The organism is Achromobacter sp. JD-1, assembly GCF_038594925.1.
In the GTDB taxonomy this organism is placed as follows: Bacteria; Pseudomonadota; Gammaproteobacteria; order Burkholderiales; family Burkholderiaceae_B; genus Achromobacter; species Achromobacter spanius_C.
Map to the genome: position 1 here is coordinate 173,423 of NZ_JBCGCS010000001.1, position 19,889 is coordinate 193,311.

At 66.3% G+C, this 19,889-nt stretch carries 17 protein-coding genes and 1 riboswitch; of the genes, 8 read left to right on the forward strand and 9 right to left on the reverse strand.

Annotated elements, in window-relative coordinates; genetic code table 11:
- Positions 1-126: 126 nt before the first annotated feature.
- Together WBR68_RS00735 and WBR68_RS00740 are read left to right on the forward strand one after the other, a co-directional pair.
- Positions 127-1,470 carry a cytochrome ubiquinol oxidase subunit I gene (locus WBR68_RS00735; RefSeq protein WP_230693360.1) on the forward strand — a complete coding sequence of 448 codons (1,344 nt, stop codon included), beginning with the start codon at positions 127-129 and terminating at the stop codon, positions 1,468-1,470.
- Positions 1,467-2,519, forward strand: coding sequence for a cytochrome d ubiquinol oxidase subunit II (locus WBR68_RS00740; protein WP_127183618.1), 1,053 nt, complete (start codon positions 1,467-1,469; stop codon positions 2,517-2,519). Before WBR68_RS00735 ends, WBR68_RS00740 begins: the two co-directional genes overlap by 4 nt.
- Positions 2,520-2,894: 375 nt before the next feature.
- On the opposite strand, the gene recQ is transcribed toward WBR68_RS00740, so the two are convergent.
- Both recQ and WBR68_RS00750 read right to left on the reverse strand, forming a co-directional pair.
- A complete protein-coding gene (gene recQ, locus WBR68_RS00745; RefSeq protein WP_050448912.1) occupies positions 2,895-4,724 on the reverse strand; it encodes a DNA helicase RecQ in 1,830 nt (609 codons plus the stop codon).
- A 109-nt stretch (positions 4,725-4,833) separates the two neighbouring features.
- Positions 4,834-6,162 (reverse strand): fimbrial protein, encoded by a 1,329-nt coding sequence (locus WBR68_RS00750; protein WP_127183619.1) that lies wholly within the window; start codon positions 6,160-6,162, stop codon positions 4,834-4,836.
- Positions 6,163-6,380: 218 nt separating this feature from the next.
- Here WBR68_RS00750 and WBR68_RS00755 point away from each other — a divergent pair, with 218 nt between their 5' ends.
- The 5 genes from WBR68_RS00755 (at position 6,381) to WBR68_RS00775 (ending at position 12,002) form a co-directional block, all read left to right on the forward strand.
- Positions 6,381-7,082 carry a response regulator gene (locus tag WBR68_RS00755; RefSeq protein ID WP_050448961.1) on the forward strand — a complete coding sequence of 234 codons (702 nt, stop codon included), beginning with the start codon at positions 6,381-6,383 and terminating at the stop codon, positions 7,080-7,082.
- On the forward strand, positions 7,082-8,692 hold the full coding sequence (locus WBR68_RS00760) for a sensor histidine kinase (protein ID WP_127183620.1): 1,611 nt from the start codon (positions 7,082-7,084) through the stop codon (positions 8,690-8,692). The genes WBR68_RS00755 and WBR68_RS00760 overlap by 1 nt, the downstream gene beginning before the upstream one ends.
- 115 nt (positions 8,693-8,807) lie before the next feature.
- On the forward strand, positions 8,808-9,881 hold the full coding sequence (gene ruvB / locus WBR68_RS00765; RefSeq protein WP_050450393.1) for a Holliday junction branch migration DNA helicase RuvB: 1,074 nt from the start codon (positions 8,808-8,810) through the stop codon (positions 9,879-9,881).
- A gap of 97 nt (positions 9,882-9,978) precedes the next feature.
- Positions 9,979-10,944 carry a threo-3-hydroxy-L-aspartate ammonia-lyase gene (locus tag WBR68_RS00770; protein WP_050450394.1) on the forward strand — a complete coding sequence of 322 codons (966 nt, stop codon included), beginning with the start codon at positions 9,979-9,981 and terminating at the stop codon, positions 10,942-10,944.
- A 137-nt stretch (positions 10,945-11,081) separates the two neighbouring features.
- A complete protein-coding gene (locus WBR68_RS00775) occupies positions 11,082-12,002 on the forward strand; it encodes a complex I NDUFA9 subunit family protein (protein WP_127183621.1) in 921 nt (306 codons plus the stop codon).
- Here the strand turns inward: WBR68_RS00775 and ruvA are convergent.
- From ruvA to WBR68_RS00805, 6 genes are all read right to left on the reverse strand, one after another.
- Positions 11,999-12,571 (reverse strand): Holliday junction branch migration protein RuvA, encoded by a 573-nt coding sequence (ruvA, locus tag WBR68_RS00780; protein ID WP_050450396.1) that lies wholly within the window; start codon positions 12,569-12,571, stop codon positions 11,999-12,001. The genes WBR68_RS00775 and ruvA overlap by 4 nt on opposite strands.
- 140 nt (positions 12,572-12,711) lie before the next feature.
- A complete protein-coding gene (gene ruvC / locus WBR68_RS00785; RefSeq protein ID WP_127183623.1) occupies positions 12,712-13,260 on the reverse strand; it encodes a crossover junction endodeoxyribonuclease RuvC in 549 nt (182 codons plus the stop codon).
- Positions 13,260-14,849 carry a bifunctional phosphoribosylaminoimidazolecarboxamide formyltransferase/IMP cyclohydrolase gene (gene purH, locus WBR68_RS00790; RefSeq protein ID WP_050450398.1) on the reverse strand — a complete coding sequence of 530 codons (1,590 nt, stop codon included), beginning with the start codon at positions 14,847-14,849 and terminating at the stop codon, positions 13,260-13,262. The genes ruvC and purH overlap by 1 nt, the downstream gene beginning before the upstream one ends.
- Before the next feature lie 104 nt (positions 14,850-14,953).
- Complete coding sequence (locus WBR68_RS00795; RefSeq protein WP_006217670.1) at positions 14,954-15,193, reverse strand: helix-turn-helix domain-containing protein; 240 nt, start codon at positions 15,191-15,193, stop codon at positions 14,954-14,956.
- Between the two features lie 36 nt (positions 15,194-15,229).
- On the reverse strand, positions 15,230-16,255 hold the full coding sequence (dusB, locus tag WBR68_RS00800; RefSeq protein WP_050450399.1) for a tRNA dihydrouridine synthase DusB: 1,026 nt from the start codon (positions 16,253-16,255) through the stop codon (positions 15,230-15,232).
- A 153-nt stretch (positions 16,256-16,408) separates the two neighbouring features.
- Positions 16,409-17,575 (reverse strand): UbiH/UbiF/VisC/COQ6 family ubiquinone biosynthesis hydroxylase, encoded by a 1,167-nt coding sequence (locus WBR68_RS00805; RefSeq protein WP_127183625.1) that lies wholly within the window; start codon positions 17,573-17,575, stop codon positions 16,409-16,411.
- A gap of 91 nt (positions 17,576-17,666) precedes the next feature.
- Here WBR68_RS00805 and WBR68_RS00810 point away from each other — a divergent pair, with 91 nt between their 5' ends.
- Positions 17,667-18,131: a TM2 domain-containing protein gene (locus tag WBR68_RS00810; protein WP_127183626.1), complete on the forward strand. Its 465-nt coding sequence runs from the start codon at positions 17,667-17,669 to the stop codon at positions 18,129-18,131.
- 36 nt (positions 18,132-18,167) lie between these two features.
- Here WBR68_RS00810 and WBR68_RS00815 read toward each other — a convergent pair whose 3' ends face one another.
- Positions 18,168-19,511, reverse strand: a complete 1,344-nt coding sequence (locus WBR68_RS00815) for an aminopeptidase P N-terminal domain-containing protein (protein ID WP_230693361.1) — start codon at positions 19,509-19,511, stop codon at positions 18,168-18,170.
- Positions 19,512-19,646: 135 nt separating this feature from the next.
- Positions 19,647-19,812: riboswitch (yybP-ykoY riboswitch) on the forward strand.
- The last annotated feature ends 77 nt before the right edge of the window (positions 19,813-19,889 follow it).

Sequence of the window (19,889 nt, forward strand, 5' to 3'; positions counted from 1 at the left end):
ATAGGAAAAAGCGGCGACAAAGCGTCAATTTTGCCACGTTCCGCCACAGGGGCCTTTTTGAACCCCATGCAACCGGTTTCAAACTGTCCCCACAGGCATGTAACTGGCTCTACACTACGGGCCATCATGGATATATCCACCCTTTCCCTGGCCCGTGCGCAGTTCGTGGCCAGCCTGAGCTTTCTGGCGCTGTTCCTGGCGGTTTCCCTGGCCCTTGCCTGGGTGCTGCTGTTTTTCAAGGTGCGCGCCCGCTGGTCCGGCCGCCCGGGCTGGACCGCCGCCTACCGCTTCTGGGTGCGTATTTTCGCGCTGGCTTTCGTCCTGACCCTGGCGGCCAGCGTGCCCGTGCTGATCCAGATCGGCAGCCTGTGGGCCGGCCTTATGGACAAGATCGGTAATGTGGCCGGCCCCTTGCTGGGCTACGGCATCCTGTCGGTCTTCATCCTGAAGTCATGCTTCCTGGGCGTGATGCTGTTCGGCCAGCGCCGCGTGTCCGATGGCGCGCACACGCTGGCGGTGCTGATGGTGGCGGTGGGCCAATTGGTGGCGGTGTTCTGGGTGATGGCCCTGCAATCCTGGATGCAGACGCCCGACGGCGCCATTCTGGTCGACGGACGCTACCAGGTCTATGACTGGGTCGCCGTGGTGCTGAACCCGTCGGTGGGCTGGCGCATGGCCATGGTGACGGTGGGCGCTGCACTGTCCGTGTCGTTCCTGATGATGGGCGTGACGGCGTTGCAGGCCCTGCGGCGTCCGCTGGGCGATGGCGAGCGCAATACGTTCAAGACGGCGCTGGTGATTGGCGTGGTGGCCGCGTTCCTGCAGATTCCGGTCGCCACTGGTACTGGCCACCTCATGGCCAAGCTGCAACCTGCCAAGGCGGCGGCTGCGGCGGGTTTCTGGAACAGCGGCACCGAGCCGCAACTGGTGCTGTTCGGGTGGCCCGATGCGCGCGCCCATGCCAATGTGTCGGACCTGACCATCCGCAACGCGGGCGGCGCCTGGCTGCATCGCAATGCTGAAGGCACCTACGAAGGCCTGGATAAATTCTCCGGCATGTTGCCGCCCGTGGCGCTGACGTTCTGGTCACTGCGCGTGGCCGTCGCCCTGGGCCTGCTGATGCTGGTCGTGGCCTGCGTCACGTTTCTATGGACGTTCCGGCGCGGGCTGGATCCCTCGACGTTGCCCGTGTGGTGGCAGCGCGTGCTGTGCGGCATGATGTTTTCGGGCGGTATCGCCGTGGTGGCGGGCTGGTGGGTGTCCATCATCGGCCTGCAGCCCTTCGTGGTGAACGGCACCGTTACGCAATCCGAAGTGCTGGGGCCGGTGCCGTCCAGCACGGTTCTTTATGGCTTGGTGGGCTATGGCCTGCTGTATGCCCTGTTACTGGCCGCATTCACTGGCATGCTGTTCCACGCGGCGCGCTACGGCGTGGTGCCGGTGCGTAAATTGGGCGGAGGATCGCCATGATCGCCATGTTGGCCGCGTCGCAGGGGCTCAGCCCCGAAGACCCATCGTTCTGGATGCCGCTGGCCTTCATGGGGCTGTTGTTCGTGGTGATCGCCGCGGGCATGGTGCTGGATGGCTTTGATCTGGGGGTGGGCATCCTGCTGCAACTGGCGCCCGAACACGAGCGCGGCCGCATGATGTCGCTCTTGAGCCCCTGGCGCGACGCCAACGAATTCTGGCTGCTGTTGGGCATGGGCCTGTTCGCCTCGGCCTTTCCTTTCGCGTGGGGCGCGGTGCTGGGCAAGCTTTACGGGCCGCTGACCTTCATGGTGCTGGGCGTGGTGTTGCGCAGCGTGTCGTTCGAATTCCGCATCCGCGCGCGCAACGAGATGAAGCCGCGTTGGATCTTCGGGTTCTGGGCCGGTTCCATCATTACGGCATTCGGGCAGGGGATGCTGCTGGGGCGCATCGCCACCGGCTATCAATCCGACGCGGGCTATGGCTGGTTCGCGCTGTTCGTGGGCCTGTGTGCCGTGGCGGCCTACGTGCTGCTGGGTGCATCGTGGTTGGTCATGCGAGTGGATGGCGACCTTCAACGCCGTGCGTCCTACTGGGCCCGCCACGCCATCCGCTGGACGGCGGTGGGCATGGTGGCGATTGCGGTGACGCTGGGGCTGGCCAACGCGGGCATCTTCTACAAGTGGAGCAACATTGCCCACCTGAGCCTGGCCGCAACGGTTTGGGTGCTGATGCTGGCGGGGTATGTCGCGGCAGAAATGTTGCTGGCCCGCTTGCCCGGCCGGGCGGAGCGTTTCAGCTGGCTGCCGTTCGTGCTATGCGTGGGGCTGTTCTTGCTGATGTTGAGCGGCCTGGCCTATAGCCTGTTCCCGTATCTGATCCTGGACGACATGACGCTCTGGGACGGCGCGGGGGCGTTGGGTTCGATGCGCCTGGTCATGGCTGGTGCGGTGGTGGGAGTTCCGGTGGTGCTGGTGTTCAACATCCTGGCGTACCGATCGGTCTTCGGCAAGGAACGCGCACCGGTCCCGCTATTGCCGCCACCCTCGTAGTAGGATGGGTGAAGCGCGCAAAGATCAATGCAAAATCCCCGGCATCGATCGCGCGCAACCCATCATGCAACGCCGAATTTTTCGCAACGGGCGGCCATGGTGGGGCGGCCGCCTGATGGGTTACGCGCGATGCAGGCCAGCATTCTTTTATGCGGCCTCGCGCGCTTCACCCATCCTACAATTCCCGGATCACAGCCACGGATCGCGGATCACGGATCACAGCCACGGATCACAGCCACGGATCGCGGATCGCGGATCACGGATCACGGACCACGACCGCGGACCACGGATCACGGGCCGCCGACCACGGACCCGACCACGCCCCCGCCCCTTGACGACCCATCCACGTCCGCACACGCCGCGGACGTCCTACGATCACATCACCGGTCTTGCCACGCGTTGCAGGATCTCTTCGCCGTAGGCTTCCAGCTTGCGGGCGCCCACGCCGCTGATGTGGCTCAGGGCGTCCATCGAATCTGGCTGGGCCAGGGCGATTTCGCGTAGCGTGGCGTCGTGGAAAATGACGTAGGCGGGCACGCCGTGGCTTTTGGCGACTTCACCGCGCCAGGCGCGCAGCGCTTCAAACACCGGTTGCAATTCAGCCGGCAGGTCAATCGTTGCCGCCTTGGGACGGCCACTGCCTGTCTTGCCCGACCGGGTTTTCTTCTCGGACTCCCGGCGCAGCATCAACTGGCGTTCGCCCTTGAGCACGGCGCGGCTGCCTTCGGTCAGCGCCAGGGTGCCATAGCCTTCGGCGTCCACGGTCAGCAAACCCTGCGCCAGCAACTGGCGCAGCACGCCGCGCCAAGCCGTGTCGCTCAGGTCTTCGCCCACGCCGAACACGCTTAGGGTTTCATGGCCGTGCTGCTTGGTGCGGTCAGTGACCTTGCCACGCAGGATGTCGATGATGTGGCCCGCGCCGTAGCGCTGCCCACGTTCCTTCCACAAGCGATAGACGGCCGACAGCACTTTTTGCGCCGCCACGGTGCCGTCCCAGGCTTGCGGCGGTTCCAGGCAGACGTCGCAGTTGCCGCAGGCGGTGATCTGCTGGCCGAAGTACGCCAGCAGCCGCACCCGGCGGCATTCCACGGTTTCGCACAGGCCCAGCATGGCGTCCAGTTGCTGGCCCAGCCGACGGCGGTAGGATTCGTCGCCGGGGGACTCGTCGATCATGCGGCGCTGCTGCACCACGTCTTGCAGGCCATAGGCCAGCCACGCCGTGGCGGGCAGGCCGTCGCGGCCGGCGCGGCCGGTTTCCTGGTAGTAGCCTTCAACGGATTTGGGCAGGTCGATGTGTGCCACGAAGCGCACGTCCGGCTTGTCGATACCCATGCCAAAGGCAATGGTGGCCACCATGACCACGCCGTCTTCGCGCAGGAAACGGGCCTGGTTGGCCGCGCGCACTTGGGGGCTGAGGCCGGCGTGGTAGGGCATTGCATCGATGCCCTGATTGCACAGGAATTCGGCCGTCTCTTCGACCCGCGCCCGCGACAAGCCATACACCACGCCGGATTCGCCGTCGTGTTCGGTGCGGATCATGTCCAGCAATTGCTTGCGCACCTCGTTCTTTTCGACGATGCGGTAGCGGATGTTGGGGCGGTCGAAGCTGGACACGAAATGCCGAGCATCGTCCAGCGACAGGCGCTGCGCGATCTCGGTGCGCGTGTCCGCCGTGGCCGTGGCCGTGAGCGCGATGCGCGGCACATCGGGCCAGCGCTCGTGCAGCATCGACAGGCCCAGGTATTCCGGCCGGAAATCATGCCCCCATTGCGACACGCAATGCGCCTCATCGATGGCGAACAGGGCGATGCGGCCGCGCTCAAGCAGTTGCAGGCAGCGGTCGGTCAGGAGCCGTTCGGGCGCGACGTAGAGCAGATCTAGTTCGCCCGCCAGGAACGCCTGTTCCACGTCGCGGGCCACGCGCCAATCCTGCGTGGAATTCAGGAAGGCCGCGCGCACGCCCAGTTCCGTCAGGGCGTCGACCTGGTCCTGCATCAGCGCGATCAGGGGCGACACGACGATGCCGGTGCCTTCGCGCACCAGGGACGGAATCTGGTAACAGAGCGATTTCCCTCCGCCCGTGGGCATGAGGACCAGCGCGTCACCGCCGTCGATCACTTGTTCGACAATGGCTTGCTGGTCGCCGCGGAAGGATTCGTAACCGAAAACGCGCTGCAGGACGCCAAGGGCGCGCGCGTCAGACATGGGGGTAGGCCGAAAGCATCATGGCGGGGATTTTAAGCCGCAATTGCGGGCCGGCCATTTTCAGAGAGATATTTCCGTCCGGCTCGCGGCTTGCAGGCCCCCTGGCCCGCTACCAGCTCAACCAGGTGCCGCGCATGAAGGTGTCCACCGGCATGCTGAGGTTGGCGCGCCATTCGTAGTTGCCCGACACGATGTCGCGGTCGGCACCCACGGCCAGTTGCACCTTGGGCGCCACAAACATGCTGTGCGACAGGCCGACACGCTGCTCGGCCAGGGCCGAGCCTTCGCGCAGCCCTGAATAGGTTCCGCTGAAGGTGCCCCAGCCGGTGATGGGCACGCCCGCCGACAGGGTGTTGCGCGTTTGCGCCGCCGAGGCCACGCCGCCGGAGTAGGTCGACAGGTCACCAAAACCCGCCCCGATCTGTTCGTTGGTGTAGCCCAGGTTGACCATATCCGCCACGTCCACGTTGTAGCCGAAGCGGTAACGCCAGGCGTTGGAGGCGTCGAACGAGCTTTGCGTGGCGCCCGCCTGGAACGTGCCGTATTCGCCCGCGGCGTAGGTCGTGCCCAGGCCGCGCGTGGTCAGGGCGGGGGCGCTTTGCATCTGGCCTTCCAGGGTAAGCACCGGGGTCAGCCCGTAGCGCACGCTGCCGGAGCCGACCGACGCGCCGTAGTCCACCGGACCCGAGCGGGCGGCCGGATCCATCCGGTTCAGTTTGCCAACCGACGATGAATAACCGAAGCTGCCTTCCGGCACGGTGGCGGCGGAGCCTGCCCAGTTTGCAATCTGCAGCCCGCCCACCGGCGCGCTGCTGCCCCATACGGGGGCATTGGCGTTGATGTTGCCCACAGTCAGCGACGGGCCGGCGGTGTTGCGGTAAACCCAGTTGCGGTCGCCACCATAGCGCAGGCCGTCCTGGCCGCTGACCGACGCGAACCAGGGGCGGGTCGGTCGCGATACGCCCGAGATCACCACCACCGGCACGCGCGGAATGTCGCTGTCTTCCAAGGCGAAGGAATAGTCGGGCATGCTGTCTTCAACGATGGCTGTCGGCTGGGTCTGGCATTCCGGCGTCATGCCCTGTGCGCCACCCGACAGGCCCGTGCCCAGTCCGGGAATGACGTCGGAGCCGTCGTCTTCGCCGCCGCGCACGCTGGTGTCCAGGGCCGGTTCGGCGGCCTCCAGGCCGCACAGGGGCGGGTCCAGGGGTACGGCGCGCGCCGCGATCGACGGCGCCGGGCGCACAGGAATCGGCTGCACCGGCGACAGCACGCCGATGCCGCGTGCCATCAGCACCGGCGCGCTCTGCGCGGGCGATGGGACAGAAAATGGGGGCGCATCAAGCGTGTCGGCCAGGGCGGCAGGCAGCGGGCAAACCACGCCCGCCGTCAGCACCACGTGCAACAGCCGTCTGCGCCAGATTGCAGGGGCGACCATAAAAATCAGTGTAGAGAGGGGACGCTGCCGTAGCTGTAAACGATTTTTAGTAAACCGGACCAGGGGCAAGACCAGGGGCTTCATTTTAGGGCCGGCCGGGCGCGCCTGGAAGGAACTTGAGGGATGCGCCACAAGACGCCGTACATCATGCAACAGGTCTATTTCAGTTGATTTCTTGCCCCTTGCGGTCAGGCGCGCCGCGCCGCACTATGGCGACCATGGACAATCCTCATACCAAGCTGCTGGTCGTCGACGATGACCCGGCCCTGCGGCAATTGCTGGCCGACTACCTGAATCGGCACGGCTACGACACCTTGTTGGCGCCGGACGCCACCGACCTGTCGACGCGCATCACCCGCTATGCCCCCGACCTGCTTGTGCTGGACCGCATGCTGCCCGGCGGCGACGGCGCCGACGCCTGCCGCCGCCTGCGCGAGCAAGGCGAAGACATCCCCGTAATTTTGCTGACCGCGCGTGACGAAGCCGTGGACCGCATCATCGGCCTGGAAGCGGGCGCTGACGATTACGTCGGCAAGCCCTTTGACCCGCGTGAACTCTTGGCCCGCATCGAAGCCGTGTTGCGCCGCAAGCGCGGTCCGTCCGCCTTGACCAAGGATGCGCCGGTCACCTTTGGCCCGTTCCTGTTCGACCCGTCCACCCGGCAGTTGTCGCGTGATGGCACGGTGGTCAAGCTGACCGGTGGCGAAATCAACCTTCTGGAAGCGCTGGTGCGCAACGCGGGCAAGCCGCTGTCGCGGGAACGTCTGCTGGCGCTTGCGCGCGACGATGACGCCGGCGAACGCAACGACCGCGCCATCGACATCGCCATCCTGCGCCTGCGCCGCGTGATCGAAGATGATCCGAAACAGCCGCGCTGGATCCAGACCGTTTGGGGCATTGGCTACCGGTTCTCGCCCTGATGCGCTTTCTTGCCCGCTTCCTGGTGCCGCGCTCGCTGCGTGCGCGCCTGATCCTGCTGATCCTGGGTTCCGTCCTGCTGACGCAAGCGGCCACGCTGGTGACGGTGTCGTACTTCCGGCACAAGTTCATGGAAGACGTGGCGATCGGCTATATCGTCACCACCATTCGCACGCTGCGCGCCGCCTTGTCCGAAGTGCCCGCTGAGGACCGTGCCGATTTCGTGCGCACGGCGTCGCAGAATCAATGGCGCCTGTGGTCGCGGGTGCTGCCCGCCGAAGCCAAGCTGCAACGCTTCAACGGACGGCGTCCGCCGCCGCCGCCCCGAGCCACGCCCCGCCCGCCGCCACCGCCGCCCTCGGACGCCCGGCCCGGCGACAGGCCACCGCCGCCCTCGGACGCCCAACCTGGCGACAGGCCACCGCCGGACGGGCACGGCGACGAGCACGAGACGGGCGCCGACCAGGTGGACACGCGCACTGCCCAGCAGCGCGAGGCCGACCGCGTGGCGCACGAAGAGCGCATGCGGCGCCACAACAAGCCCGAGCCCGACGACATCCGCCGCGACCTGAAGGCGCTTGTGCAGTTGCTGAACGAACGGCTGAACGACGGCACCCGCGTAGCGCTGTCGCGCGGCCCCACGCCCGAAATCTTCATTTCTTTGGCGCCCAATTCGGCCAGCGAAGACGTGCCGCGCCTGCGGGAATGGCTGGTCATCCCCCTGGAACGATTGGACCCGCCCGTGGCCACGCCCTTCATCGCCGCCTGGTTGGGCGGCTTGGGCCTGTTGTTGTTGCTGGCCGTGGGCTTTTCCTGGCACATCACGCGCCCCATTACCCGGCTGGCGGACGCGGCTGACCGCCTGGCGGCCGGGCAGCCGCAGCGCGTAGAGCCCTCGGGGCCGCACGAAACCCGCGCCTTGGGCGAACGCTTCAACGCCATGCTGGACGCGCTGGCCGAATCCGACTCGGTGCGCCGCACGCTGCTGTCCGGCTTGCCGCACGACCTGAAAGGGCCGTTGTCGCGCATGTGGCTGCGGATTGAAATGGCCGACGATTCCAAGCTGAAGGAAGGCCTGCGCACCGATCTTCAAGACATGCAACACATGGTGGACCAGTTCATCGGCTTTGTGCGCGGCACTGACCCGGCGGCCTACCGCTATGCGCCCATCGTGCTGTCCGAATGGCTGGCCGAGCGCGTTGGCGCCTGGCACGGCGCGGGTACGGACATCCACCTGAAGTCGGTGGACGATGATGCGCCGCTGGTAGTCCAGGCCGACGCGGTGGCCTTGGGCCGTTTGCTGGACAACCTGATCGGCAATGCCCTGAACCACGGCGCCCCACCGGTGGATGTTGGCCTGCGCCGCGAAAACCACGAAGCGGTGCTGGACGTGGCGGACCATGGTCCCGGCATCGTGCCCGAGCGCCGCCAGGAGGCGCTGCGCCCCTTCAGCCGGCTGGACGACGCGCGTACGCGCACTGGCAGCGTCGGCCTCGGCCTGGCGCTGGCCGAGGCCATCGCGCGCGCGCACGGTGGTTCGCTGGAGTTGCGCCAGGCGGATTCCGGCGGCCTGTGCGTGCGGGTAAGGCTGCCGCTGTCGGAAAGCGCTTAGGGCGCGGCCATCTGCAAGGGTGGGGCCACAAGCCGGCCCCCCTAGCCGGCGCCCCTAGCCAGCGCCACCATACGGTACGATGCATCCTGCTTCGTCCCTTGTCGTTTTCCGCACCATGGCCATCCAGTCCGATTCCCTTTCCTCTCGTCCCGACGCCCCCCGCATTGTGGCGCCGCAGCCGGTATCGCCCAACGAGGAATCGATCGAACGCGCCTTGCGGCCCAAGGCGCTTCAGGAATATGTGGGCCAGCAGCGCGCGCGCGAGCAGCTTGAAATCTTCATCGCCGCGGCGCGCAAGCGCGGCGAAGCCCTGGACCACGTACTGCTCTTCGGCCCGCCCGGGCTGGGCAAGACCACGCTGGCCCACATCATCGCGCATGAAATGGGCGTGCAACTGCGCCAGACTTCCGGCCCCGTGCTGGAACGCCCGGGCGACCTGGCCGCGTTGCTGACCAACCTGGAAAAGAACGATGTGCTGTTCATCGACGAAATCCACCGTCTGTCGCCCGTGGTTGAAGAAATTCTCTATCCGGCGCTGGAAGATTTCCAGATCGACATCCTGATCGGCGAAGGCCCGGCCGCGCGCAGCGTCAAGCTGGACCTGCAGCCGTTCACGCTGGTGGGCGCCACCACGCGCGCGGGCATGCTGACGAACCCGCTGCGCGACCGCTTCGGCATCGTGTCGCGGCTGGAGTTCTACAACGCCACCGACCTGGGCCATATCGTGACCCGCAGCGCGGGCTTGCTCAACGCCGTCATCACGCCCGACGGCGCGGCGGAAGTGGCGCGCCGCGCGCGCGGCACCCCGCGTATCGCCAACCGCTTGCTGCGCCGCGTGCGCGACTACGCCGAGGTCAAGGCTAGCGGCACCATCGACGCCGACGTCGCCGGCCGCGCGTTGGCGATGCTGGAAGTCGACCCCCAGGGCCTGGACCTGATGGACCGCAAACTGCTGGAAGCCATCATCCACAAGTTCGACGGCGGCCCCGTGGGCGTGGACAGCCTGGCCGCTGCAATCGGCGAAGAGCGCGACACCATCGAAGACGTGATCGAGCCCTACCTGATCCAGCACGGTTATCTGCAACGCACGCCACGGGGGCGCACCGCCACGCTGTCCACCTGGCGCCATCTGGGCCTGGCGCCTCCCGCCGGCACGGCCACCGGCAGCGGCGAGCTCTTCAACAAGTAGGCGAAGCGGATACCGGGTAGCAGGTACGGCGCAATCGGCGCGGCGGGTTTATGATCCTGGGGTTTCGACACCCCCGCGATCAAAGGACCGGATTCCCATGCTGCCCGAACTGCCTACCTATGATGACGTCGTGCGCGCCAGCGAGCGCCTGGCCGGCAACGCCCACCGCACGCCCGTCCTGACCTCTGCCACGGCCGACGCCATCAGCGGCGCGTCGGTCTTCTTCAAGTGCGAAAACTTCCAGCGCATGGGCGCCTTCAAGTTTCGCGGCGGCTACAACGCCATCGCGCGCCTGACGCCCGAACAGCGCGCCGCCGGCGTGGTCACGTTTTCGTCGGGCAACCATGCGCAAGCCATTGCGCTGGCGTCCAAGCTGCAGGGCGTGTCGGCCACGATCATCATGCCGCTGGACGCGCCGGCGGCCAAGCGCGCGGCCACCGAAGGCTACGGTGGCAAGATCGTCACTTATGACCGTTACACCGAAGACCGCGAACAGATCGCGCGGCGTATCCAGGCCGAAACCGGGGCCACGCTGATTCCGCCCTACGACCACGAAGACGTGATCACGGGGCAGGGCACGGCGGCCAAGGAATTGTTCGAGGAAGTCGGTGAACTGGATTATCTGTTCGTCTGCCTGGGCGGCGGGGGCTTGTTGTCGGGGTCGGCCTTGTCGGCCTTTGCGCTCAGCCCGCGCTGCCTGGTGTACGGCGTTGAGCCCGAAGCCGGCAACGACGGCCAGCAGTCGCTGCGCAAGGGTGAAGTCGTCCGAATTCCCGCCCCCAAGACCCTGGCCGATGGCGCGGCGACTACCCACCTGGGCAACCTGACCTTTCCGCTCATCCAGAAATATGTGCGCGACATCGTCACGGTGTCGGACGCGCAACTGGTCACCACCATGAAGTTCTTTGCCGAGCGCATGAAGATGGTGGTGGAACCCACGGGTTGCCTGGCCGCGGCCGCGGTCATGCAGAACGTGGTGCCGGTGCAAGGCGCGCGGGTCGGCGTCATCATCAGCGGCGGCAACGTCGACCTTCCGGCCTACGCCAAGCTGCTGGCGTCCTGACCGCCAGGCTGACACGCGAATGACACCCGTATGACGCGCATCAAGCGGCCCGCGCCTGGGGCTGCCGATGCGTGCTTGCGGTTGTGGTCCGTGCAAGGCAGAATCGGGTCTCGATCCTGACGAACAGGGGCTGCGGCATGCGTATCCTTGTCATCGGCGGCACCGGTTTCATCGGCCGCCATCTGATTGCCCGGCTTTCCGGCGACCTGCACCAGATCATCGTGCCTACCCGCCTGTTGGCGCGCGGCAGCGAACTGCAAGTCCACCCCACGACCACGCTGATCCAGACCGACATCCACGACGATGCCGCACTGGACCGCCTGGTCACCGGCTGCGACGTGGTGGTGAACCTGGTGGGCATCTTGCACGGCAACGTCGGCAAGCCATATGGCTCTGATTTTGCGCGCGCGCACGTGCATCTGCCGCAACGCATTGCGCGGGCGTGTCAGCGCCATGGCGTGCGCCGCCTGTTGCATGTCAGCGCGCTGGGCGCCGACTCGCAGGGCGACAGCATGTACCAGCGCTCCAAGGGCGATGGCGAAGCCGCCATCAAAAGCGAATTTCCATCCGGCAACGACGGGGGCTGGACCATTTTCCGCCCTTCGGTCATCTTCGGTCCGGACGACAATTTCACCAATATGTTTGCATCACTGGCGCGTTGGCTGCCGGTCTTGCCCTTGGCCGGCGCGCATGCGCGCATGCAGCCGGTGTATGTGGGCGATGTGGTGGCGGCCATGGCGACGGCGCTGGGCGATACCCACACCTGCGGCAAAACCTATGAGCTGGGCGGCCCGCAGATCTACACCCTGGGCGAGATCGCGCGCTTGTGCGCCGTCTGGAGTGGCAACCCGCGCCCGGTGGTGCCGGTGCCCATGGGGGTGGGGCGCTTGCAGGCGCGCCTGTTTGAGTGCATGCCGGGCGAACCGCTGATGTCGCGCGACAATCTGGATTCCCTGCGACGCGACAATATCTGCGTGGGGCCGATTGCGCCCGAATTGCATGTGGTGCCGACCGGCCTGGAGGCCGTGGCGCCCCGCTATCTGCAGCGCAAGTCTTAGCGCACCAGTGCTTTCAGCGCCTGCTTGATGCCATCGGACACGCCCACGCCTTCGGGCAGCGTCTTCAACGCCGACAGCGATTCCTTTTCCGAATAGCCCAACGCCAGCAACGCGTTCAGGATGTCCGACTGATTGTCCGGTGTGGCGTGCGAGGTGGCGCCGATGTCCGCGCCGAGCTTTCCACGCATTTCCAGCAACAGCCGTTCAGCAGTCTTCTTGCCGATGCCGGGTACGCGCGTCAGGCGGCCCGATTCCTGCAGCGTGATGGCCTGTGCCAGGTCCGCCACGGACATGCCGGACAGCACCGACAGCGCCGTGCGCGCCCCAATGCCGCTGACTTTGATCAGCTCGCGAAACGCGCTGCGTTCGGCCGCGGTGCCAAAGCCATAAAGAATGTGCGCGTCTTCGCGCACCGTCAGGTGCGTATACAGCGTGACGCGCGCGCCGGTCTCCGGCAGCGAGTACAGCGTGCTCATGGACACGTCGATGTCATACCCCAAGCCGCCCACATCCACGCAGATGGTGGGAGGCAGCTTTTCGATCAGGGTTCCGGTAATGCGTCCGATCATGGTGATGATGGCCTGGTAGCAATGGCGCGCGCGGAATGCGCGGCGAATGCGGGCATTCTATACGCGCAAGAGGCCGTGCGAGGCGGGAGGGGAACTTGTGCGGTCGCGGCGCTTGAACGCCACGCGGCCCATGGTGGGAATCAGCCGATCAGGCGACCGTTGCGGATGCGGGTCTTGCCGCCCATGCGCAGTGACGTGCCCAGTCGCTCCAGCTTGTCCTGCAAGGGCCCGACGTGCGCGTGGCAGATGGCGCAGGCCAGCGCGTCGGCGGAGTCAGGCGCGGGCACACCGTCCAGGGACAGCAGGTGCTGCACCATCATCTGCACCTGCTCTTTGGCGGCGCGGCCGGTGCCCACCACGGCCTTCTTGATCTGCAAGGCGGTGTATTCGTGCACCGCCAGCGAACTGTCCGCCAAGGCGCACAGCGCCGCGCCCCGGGCCTGGCCCAGCAGCAGCGTGGACGCGGGATTGGTGTTCAGAAAGACGATTTCAAGCGCGGCGACATCGGGTTGCGTGTCGCGCGCCACTTCGCGCAGATTGTCCAGAATGACTTTCAGGCGCTCGGCCAGCGTCAGCGCCGGCGGGACCACGATGGTCCCGCTGGCCACGTAACGCAGCCGCGAGCCCTCGGCATCGATCACACCGAAGCCGGTGCGGCGCAAGCCGGGATCGATGCCCAGGACGCGCATCAGTGGCGGAAGTGGCGGGTGCCGGTCAGCACCATGGCAATGCCGTGCTCGTCGGCCGCGGCGATGACTTCATCGTCACGCATGCTGCCGCCGGGCTGGATCACGCAGGTTGCGCCTGCCGCCACCACCACGTCCAGGCCATCGCGGAACGGGAAGAAAGCATCCGACGCCACGGCCGAGCCTTGCAGCGTCAGGCCGGCGTTTTCCGCCTTGATCGACGCAATGCGCGCCGAGTCGATGCGGCTCATCTGGCCGGCGCCCACGCCCAAGGTCATGCCGCCGCCCACGAAGACGATGGCGTTGGACTTGACGTACTTGGCAACCTTCCAGGCGAATGCCAGGTCGTTCATTTCCTGCTCGGTGGGCTGGCGCTTGCTGACCACCTTCAGCGCATCGCGCGGCACGTTGTAGGCGTCCGGGCTTTGCACCAGCCAGCCGCCACCCACGCGCTTGATGTCGAAGGCGTTCTGGCCCACGCCCATCGGCACTTCCAGCACGCGCACGTTCTTCTTGGCTGCCAGGATGGCCAGCGCGGCGCCGTCATAGGCCGGCGCCAGCAGCACTTCCATGAACTGGCCGCTGACGGCTTCGGCAGTGGCCGCGTCCACCGGGCGGTTAAAGGCGATGATGCCGCCGAAAGCGGACGTCGGGTCGGTCTTGAACGCTTGCTGGTAGGCGCCCAGCGTGTCGGCCGCCACGGCCACGCCGCAGGGGTTGGCGTGCTTGACGATGACGCAGGCAGGCGCGTCGAAGCTGCGCGCGCATTCCCAGGCGGCATCGGCGTCGGCGATGTTGTTGTAGGACAGTTCCTTGCCCTGCAGTTGGCGGTAGTTGCCCAACAGGCCGGCCGGACGCTGCGCATCCACATAGAAGGCGGCGGTCTGGTGGGGGTTTTCGCCATAGCGCAGCGCCTGTTCCTGCTTGACCTGCAAGGTCAGCGTGCCGGGCCATTCGTTACGGGCCGGCACGGCTTCCTGAGCCGGTTCGGCTTCGGCCAGGCTGGTCAGGTAGGCGGCGATGGCGCCGTCGTAGGCGGCCGTGTGGGCATAGACCTTCGAGGCCAGCGCCAGTCGCAGGCCATAGGACGTGCTGCCGTTCTTGTCCATTTCGGCCAGCACGCGCGAATAGTCCACCGGGTCGATCACGACCGTCACGCCACCCGCTTCGGTGCCGTGGTTCTTGGCGGCCGCGCGCAGCATGGCCGGGCCGCCGATGTCGATGTTCTCGACCGCGTCGGCGAACGTGCAATCGGGCTTGGCCACGGTTTCACGGAACGGATACAGGTTCACCACCAGCATGTCGATGCGATCGATGCCCGCCGCCTTGATGGTGTCCATGTGCTCGGCGCTGTCGCGACGGGCCAGCAGGCCGCCGTGAATCTTCGGGTGCAGCGTCTTGACGCGGCCATCCAGAATTTCCGGCGAACCCGTGTGGGCAGCCACTTCGGTAACGGTCAGGCCGGCGTCGGCCAGCAGCTTGGCGGTGCCGCCGGTCGACAGCAGGCGCACGCCACGCGCGGCCAGGGCGCGGGCAAATTCAACGATGCCGGTCTTGTCGGACACCGAAAGCAGGGCGGTTTCGATTTTCATGGTGGGGGACGGGAGTCGGGCGGTGCGCCTTTCTCGTTCAGGTCAGGATGGGAAATCGGCGTGGGAAAGGGCAGTGCCGCCGGTGGCCTGCCCTTGCGTAAAAGCTATACCTGGATATTGTGCGCCAGCAACTTCTTGCGCAGGGTGTTGCGGGTGATGCCCAGCATTTCAGACGCGCGCGACTGGTTGCCGCCCGATCGCTCCAGCGCCACTTCAAGCACCGGGCGTTCGACGCAGCGCATCACCATGTCCCACATATCGTGGGGCTCGGATTCACCCAAGTCTTCGAAATAGCGCTCCAGGCTGGCGCGCACGCATTCTTCCAGGACATCTTTCTTGCTCATTTGAGTACAGATATTTTTATGTTGGTGTTGAGGCGGTCATGCCGCCAGCAGGGCTTCTGCGACCGGCGCCGGGTGGGGCTCGCCGTCGCGCGAGAGGGTATCGAACCAATCCGACACCGCCCGCCACTGGTCGCGGGTATTGTCGATCAGGTTCATGCGGGCGCAGAACGAATCCGCGCCCGGCAGGCCGTCCAGGTACCAGCCGATATGCTTGCGCGCCGTGCGTACGCCGGTGTGCTCGCCATAGAAGCGGTAATGGTCGTCGAGATGTTCAAGCAACAGCTCGCGCATTTCCCCATGGGAGGGCGGGGCCAGTGATACGCCCGTGCGCAAATAGTGATCGATTTCGCGGAAGATCCAGGGACGGCCCTGTGCCGCCCGGCCAATCATGACCGCGTCGGCGCCAGTGTAATCCAGGACGTGCTTGGCTTTTTCAGGAGAGTCGATATCTCCGTTTGCGATCACGGGGATGCTCAGCTCGGCCTTGACGGCGCGGATAGTGTCATATTCCGCCTCGCCCGTATAGAGGTCGGCGCGGGTGCGGCCGTGCAGGGTCAGGGCCGCGATGCCGGCATTTTCGGCCAGCTTGGCCACGCGCAAGGCGTTGCGGCTGTCGCGGTCCCAACCCGTGCGGGTCTTCAAGGTGACCGGCACGCCCAGCGGCGCACAGGCCGACACGACGGCGTCCAGGATGCGGACGATCAGGTCTTCATGGCGCAGCAGCGCCGACCCCGATGCCACGTTGCACACTTTCTTGACCGGGCAGCCCATGTTGATGTCGATGATGCGTGCGCCCTTGCCGGCATTGAAGACGGCGGCCTCGGCCATCATGGCCGGATCGGCGCCCGCGATCTGGACCGAAATGGGAGCGATTTCGCCATCGTGGTTCAGGCGGCGCGAGGTCTTGACGCTGTCCCACAGCTTGGGGTTGCTGGCGGCCATTTCGGACACGGCATAGCCCGCCCCCAACTTCTTGCAAAGTTGTCGGAACGGACGGTCCGTCACGCCCGCCATGGGCGCGACTAGAACGTTGTTGGGAAGGGTCCACTGGCCTATGCGCATGGTCACATTTTAACCGGCTCGATCAAGCCCCCATTTTTCGAGGGTGCTCGCTTGGTAACAAGAAGGGAGAAATCAGGCGGATCCGGCCCCATTCCGGGGGCCGATTTCCGGACCTGTCTCAGGGCCGGATCGCGAGATCGGATAGCGAGGAGATCAGGTCCGAAAGCCCTGCAACAAATGCTGGGCCAGCGGGGCACGCAACGGCGAAGCCAGATCCATTCCCAGCAAGGCCAGCCCGCAGGCATGTTCCACCGGGGCCAGGCCGGTCGCGAACACGCGTGGCATCAGGTCAGTCAGGCCCGCGGTGATGGCGCGGTCGACATAGCGGGCCTGGGCAAACTCGGTCAACAGGGAAGTGGGGCTAAATTCGGGCCGGGCCAGCCAGCCGGCCAGCGTCTGGGCCAGCCTGGCGGCATCGCGCAAGCCCAGGTTCAGGCCCTGGCCGGCGACGGGATGCAGCGTCTGGGCGGCGTTGCCGATGGCGGCCACGCGCCCTTGCACCTGGGCGCGGCGGGCGGCCAGCGCCAGCGGAAAAACGTGGCGGGGCGCTTGGCTGGACAGCCGGCCCAAGCGGTCGCCAAAGGCGGCGGACAGCGCCGACGAAAACGCCGCGTTGTCCAGCGCGGCCAGTTCCCGGGCCCGTTCGGGCGCGCTGCACCAGACCACCGAATAGGCGTCCGGCGTCTGCGGATGAGGCAGCAAGGCCAGCGGGCCTTCGGAAGTGAAGCGTTCCCAGGCCCAGCCTCGGCGCGGCAGCGTGGCGTGCGCCGTCGTCAGTACGGCATGCTGGCCATAGTCGCGGCGCACATCAGTGGCGCCCGCGCCGTCAGACTGCACGGCAACCCGGCACAGCAGGCTGTGGTCCCCTTGCGTAATGTGCACGCCGTCTGCATCCTGGCGTTCGATCACGGCAGCCGGGCCGGACAGCACGGTGACACCACAGGCCGCCACGCGCTCGTCCAACTTGGCGTGCAAGCCGGAATAGGCCACCACGCTGCCCAACTGCGGCACGCCGAAATCCGTGTTCTGGATAACGGCGCGGCCCAGGCGCCCACGCTGCGACACATGAATGTTGCGGATATCGGCCGACCGCTCGGGCCAGGCCTGCAACGATTCCAGCAATACGCGGCTGCCGTGGTTCATGGCCAGCACGCGGGGATCCGCGGCAGGCACGGCGGCGGAGGCGGCGGGCGTCGGCGCGCTGCCGGCGAGCAGGGCGATGCGCGCCGGGTCCGGCGCCACACGCGCCAGCATCAGGGCCAGCACGCGGCCCACGGGGCCGGCGCCAAGAATCGCAATGTCGAAGGCGGATGCAGTCATGCCGGGATTTTAACCGTCCACTACAATCCGGCACAGCCAGCGCGGTCGGTCGCGCCTCACCCTTTACAGTTGATTCCCAGGTTGATCCCCCATGACGCAGGTTCAGCTTTCACCTTCACTGTCCGCCGCCCCCGCCCGACGTCCGCGCGGCAAGGTCGCCGTGGGGCTGCTGGCTTGTCTGTTTGGGTGGCTGGGCGCGCACTGGTGGTATCTGGGCCGCCGATACGCCTGGGCCGTGACACTGCTGGCCGCAGTCAGCCTGTTCTGTGCGTTCCGCTATTACCCGGTCTGGTACGACAACCCCGCCTTCTTCCTGTTGTTCATTCCGATGATCGACGGCTTTATTGAAAGCGCTGTCTTTTCGCTGATGTCCGACGAGAAATTCGACCGTCGCTACAACGCAGCCCATGGCCGGCCCACGTCCACGGGCTGGGGGCCGGTGCTGGTGGCGCTGCTGGCGTGCCTGGTGGGGTCGGTGGTGTCGATGTTCGCCATCGCCATGGTGGTGGTGTACGTCTGGGTAGCCATGGGCTGGCTGGACGGGCTGGTGCTGTAGCCCCGCCCACCTGCGTTTTCTTCCATCCGCCCGCGCCTATTCGCGCATCAATGCCTCGATCTCGCTGGCTTCCACCGGCACGCCGCGCGTGATCAGTTCACAGCCTTCATCCGTAACCAGCGCATCGTCTTCCGTGCGGATACCGATGTTCCAGTAGCTTTCCGGCACGTCGTCAGCCGGACGCACGTAGATGCCCGGTTCAATCGTCAGCATCATGCCGCGTTCCAGCTTGCGCCACGGGCGATCGCCGCCTTGCGCCGGCCCGGGCTGGCGGTAATCACCCGCGTCATGAACGTCCAGTCCCAGCCAGTGGCCGGTGCGGTGCATGTAGAAGCGGCTGTAGTCGCCGGACTCCAGCACGCCGTCCAGCGACCCTTTCAACAATTTCAAATCCAGCATGCCTTGCGCCAGCACGCGCAAGGCGGCTTCGTGGCCGTCGTTGAACGTGCGTCCGGGCGCGGTCGCGGCCGCGGCGGCTTGTTGGGCCGCCACGGTCAGGTCATACAGCGCCCGCTGCGGGCCGCTGTAGCGTCCGTTCACGGGAAAGGTTCGGGTGATGTCGCTGGCGTAGCTGTCGACTTCGCAGCCAGCATCGATCAGGACCAGGTCGCCGTCGCGCAGCACGGCTTCGCCGGCCGGGTAGTGCAGCACGCAGGCATTGGCGCCGGCGGCCACGATGCTGTTGTAGGCCACGGCCTGCGCACCGTGGCGGCGGAATTCATACAGCAATTCCGCTTCCAGTTCGTATTCGTGCATGCCGGGACGGGCGACCCGCATGGCGCGCGCGTGCGCACCGGCCGATATCTTGGCGGCGCGCCGCATGGTGGCGATTTCGGCCGGGTCCTTGACCAGGCGCATTTCCGCCAACCAGGCGCGGACGTCCTGCTGGCGGGAGGGCGGCGCGTGGCCCGCGCGGCCGGCGTCGCGCGCGGCGGCCAGCCAGCGGTGCAGACGCCCGTCATTACGTTTTTCGCCCGCCAGCGGCGCATAAAGCGTGGGATGGTCCAGCATCAGTTTGGGAATCAACTCATCCAGCGCATCGATGGGGTGCGCATCGTCAAAGCCGAAGTGCTCGGCCGCCGCCTCGGGACCGAAGCGCTTGCCTTCCCAGATTTCATGTTCAACATGGCGCGGCCGACAGAACAGCAACGCGCGGTCGGTGGCGCCCGCGATCAGCACCAGCCAGGCTCCGGGTTCGGTAAAGCCGGTGAGATAAAAAAAATCGCTGTCGTGGCGGTACGGGAATTCGGCGTCGCGGTTGCGGATGGCTTCGGGGGCGGTCGGCAGGATGGCGATGCCGCCGCCATCGGCGCGCATCCGTTCCATCAGGCGTTGGCGGCGGGCGACGAACGGGGCGATGTCGGCGGGAGGCAGGCTCATGGCGGGCAGGGGCGCGAACCCCGCGAAAGATGTGGATGCGGCTTACTTTACCCCGCTATCGCGCGCAAACAACAGCGGATGTGCATTGCGCGAAGCCCATGCGGGATTCACTGGACGGCCCGATTCGCGCTGCTACAATCGCGGCTCTGTCATTGGGGAGTAGCCATCCTTTGTCCCCAAAGGAGTTAGCGTCAACAGACTTGGTGGTTCAGGGCCGCGTAGCGGTTGCTAGAACTCCATGGCGCTAACGGTTTCCATGCAAGCGGCATCGCCCGCCGCATGGATCAGCCAGGCGAGACCTTTGGCCGCGTAGCGTTCACCCTAGCCGGGCGAGCCGTTGCGTCGCGCCAATTGGTTTCTGCTCGTCCGGCTGCGTAT

Bases quoted from the DNA above. Each gene is read 5' to 3' on its own strand.
- WBR68_RS00735 (WP_230693360.1), top strand. From the start codon at position 127: ATGGATATATCCACCCTTTCCCTGGCCCGTGCGCAGTTCGTGGCCAGC.
- WBR68_RS00740 (WP_127183618.1), top strand. From the start codon at position 1,467: ATGATCGCCATGTTGGCCGCGTCGCAGGGGCTCAGCCCCGAAGACCCA.
- recQ (WP_050448912.1), bottom strand. From the start codon at position 4,724: ATGTCTGACGCGCGCGCCCTTGGCGTCCTGCAGCGCGTTTTCGGTTAC.
- WBR68_RS00750 (WP_127183619.1), bottom strand. From the start codon at position 6,162: ATGGTCGCCCCTGCAATCTGGCGCAGACGGCTGTTGCACGTGGTGCTG.
- WBR68_RS00755 (WP_050448961.1), top strand. From the start codon at position 6,381: ATGGACAATCCTCATACCAAGCTGCTGGTCGTCGACGATGACCCGGCC.
- WBR68_RS00760 (WP_127183620.1), top strand. From the start codon at position 7,082: ATGCGCTTTCTTGCCCGCTTCCTGGTGCCGCGCTCGCTGCGTGCGCGC.
- ruvB (WP_050450393.1), top strand. From the start codon at position 8,808: ATGGCCATCCAGTCCGATTCCCTTTCCTCTCGTCCCGACGCCCCCCGC.
- WBR68_RS00770 (WP_050450394.1), top strand. From the start codon at position 9,979: ATGCTGCCCGAACTGCCTACCTATGATGACGTCGTGCGCGCCAGCGAG.
- WBR68_RS00775 (WP_127183621.1), top strand. From the start codon at position 11,082: ATGCGTATCCTTGTCATCGGCGGCACCGGTTTCATCGGCCGCCATCTG.
- ruvA (WP_050450396.1), bottom strand. From the start codon at position 12,571: ATGATCGGACGCATTACCGGAACCCTGATCGAAAAGCTGCCTCCCACC.
- ruvC (WP_127183623.1), bottom strand. From the start codon at position 13,260: ATGCGCGTCCTGGGCATCGATCCCGGCTTGCGCCGCACCGGCTTCGGT.
- purH (WP_050450398.1), bottom strand. From the start codon at position 14,849: ATGAAAATCGAAACCGCCCTGCTTTCGGTGTCCGACAAGACCGGCATC.
- WBR68_RS00795 (WP_006217670.1), bottom strand. From the start codon at position 15,193: ATGAGCAAGAAAGATGTCCTGGAAGAATGCGTGCGCGCCAGCCTGGAG.
- dusB (WP_050450399.1), bottom strand. From the start codon at position 16,255: ATGCGCATAGGCCAGTGGACCCTTCCCAACAACGTTCTAGTCGCGCCC.
- WBR68_RS00805 (WP_127183625.1), bottom strand. From the start codon at position 17,575: ATGACTGCATCCGCCTTCGACATTGCGATTCTTGGCGCCGGCCCCGTG.
- WBR68_RS00810 (WP_127183626.1), top strand. From the start codon at position 17,667: ATGACGCAGGTTCAGCTTTCACCTTCACTGTCCGCCGCCCCCGCCCGA.
- WBR68_RS00815 (WP_230693361.1), bottom strand. From the start codon at position 19,511: ATGAGCCTGCCTCCCGCCGACATCGCCCCGTTCGTCGCCCGCCGCCAA.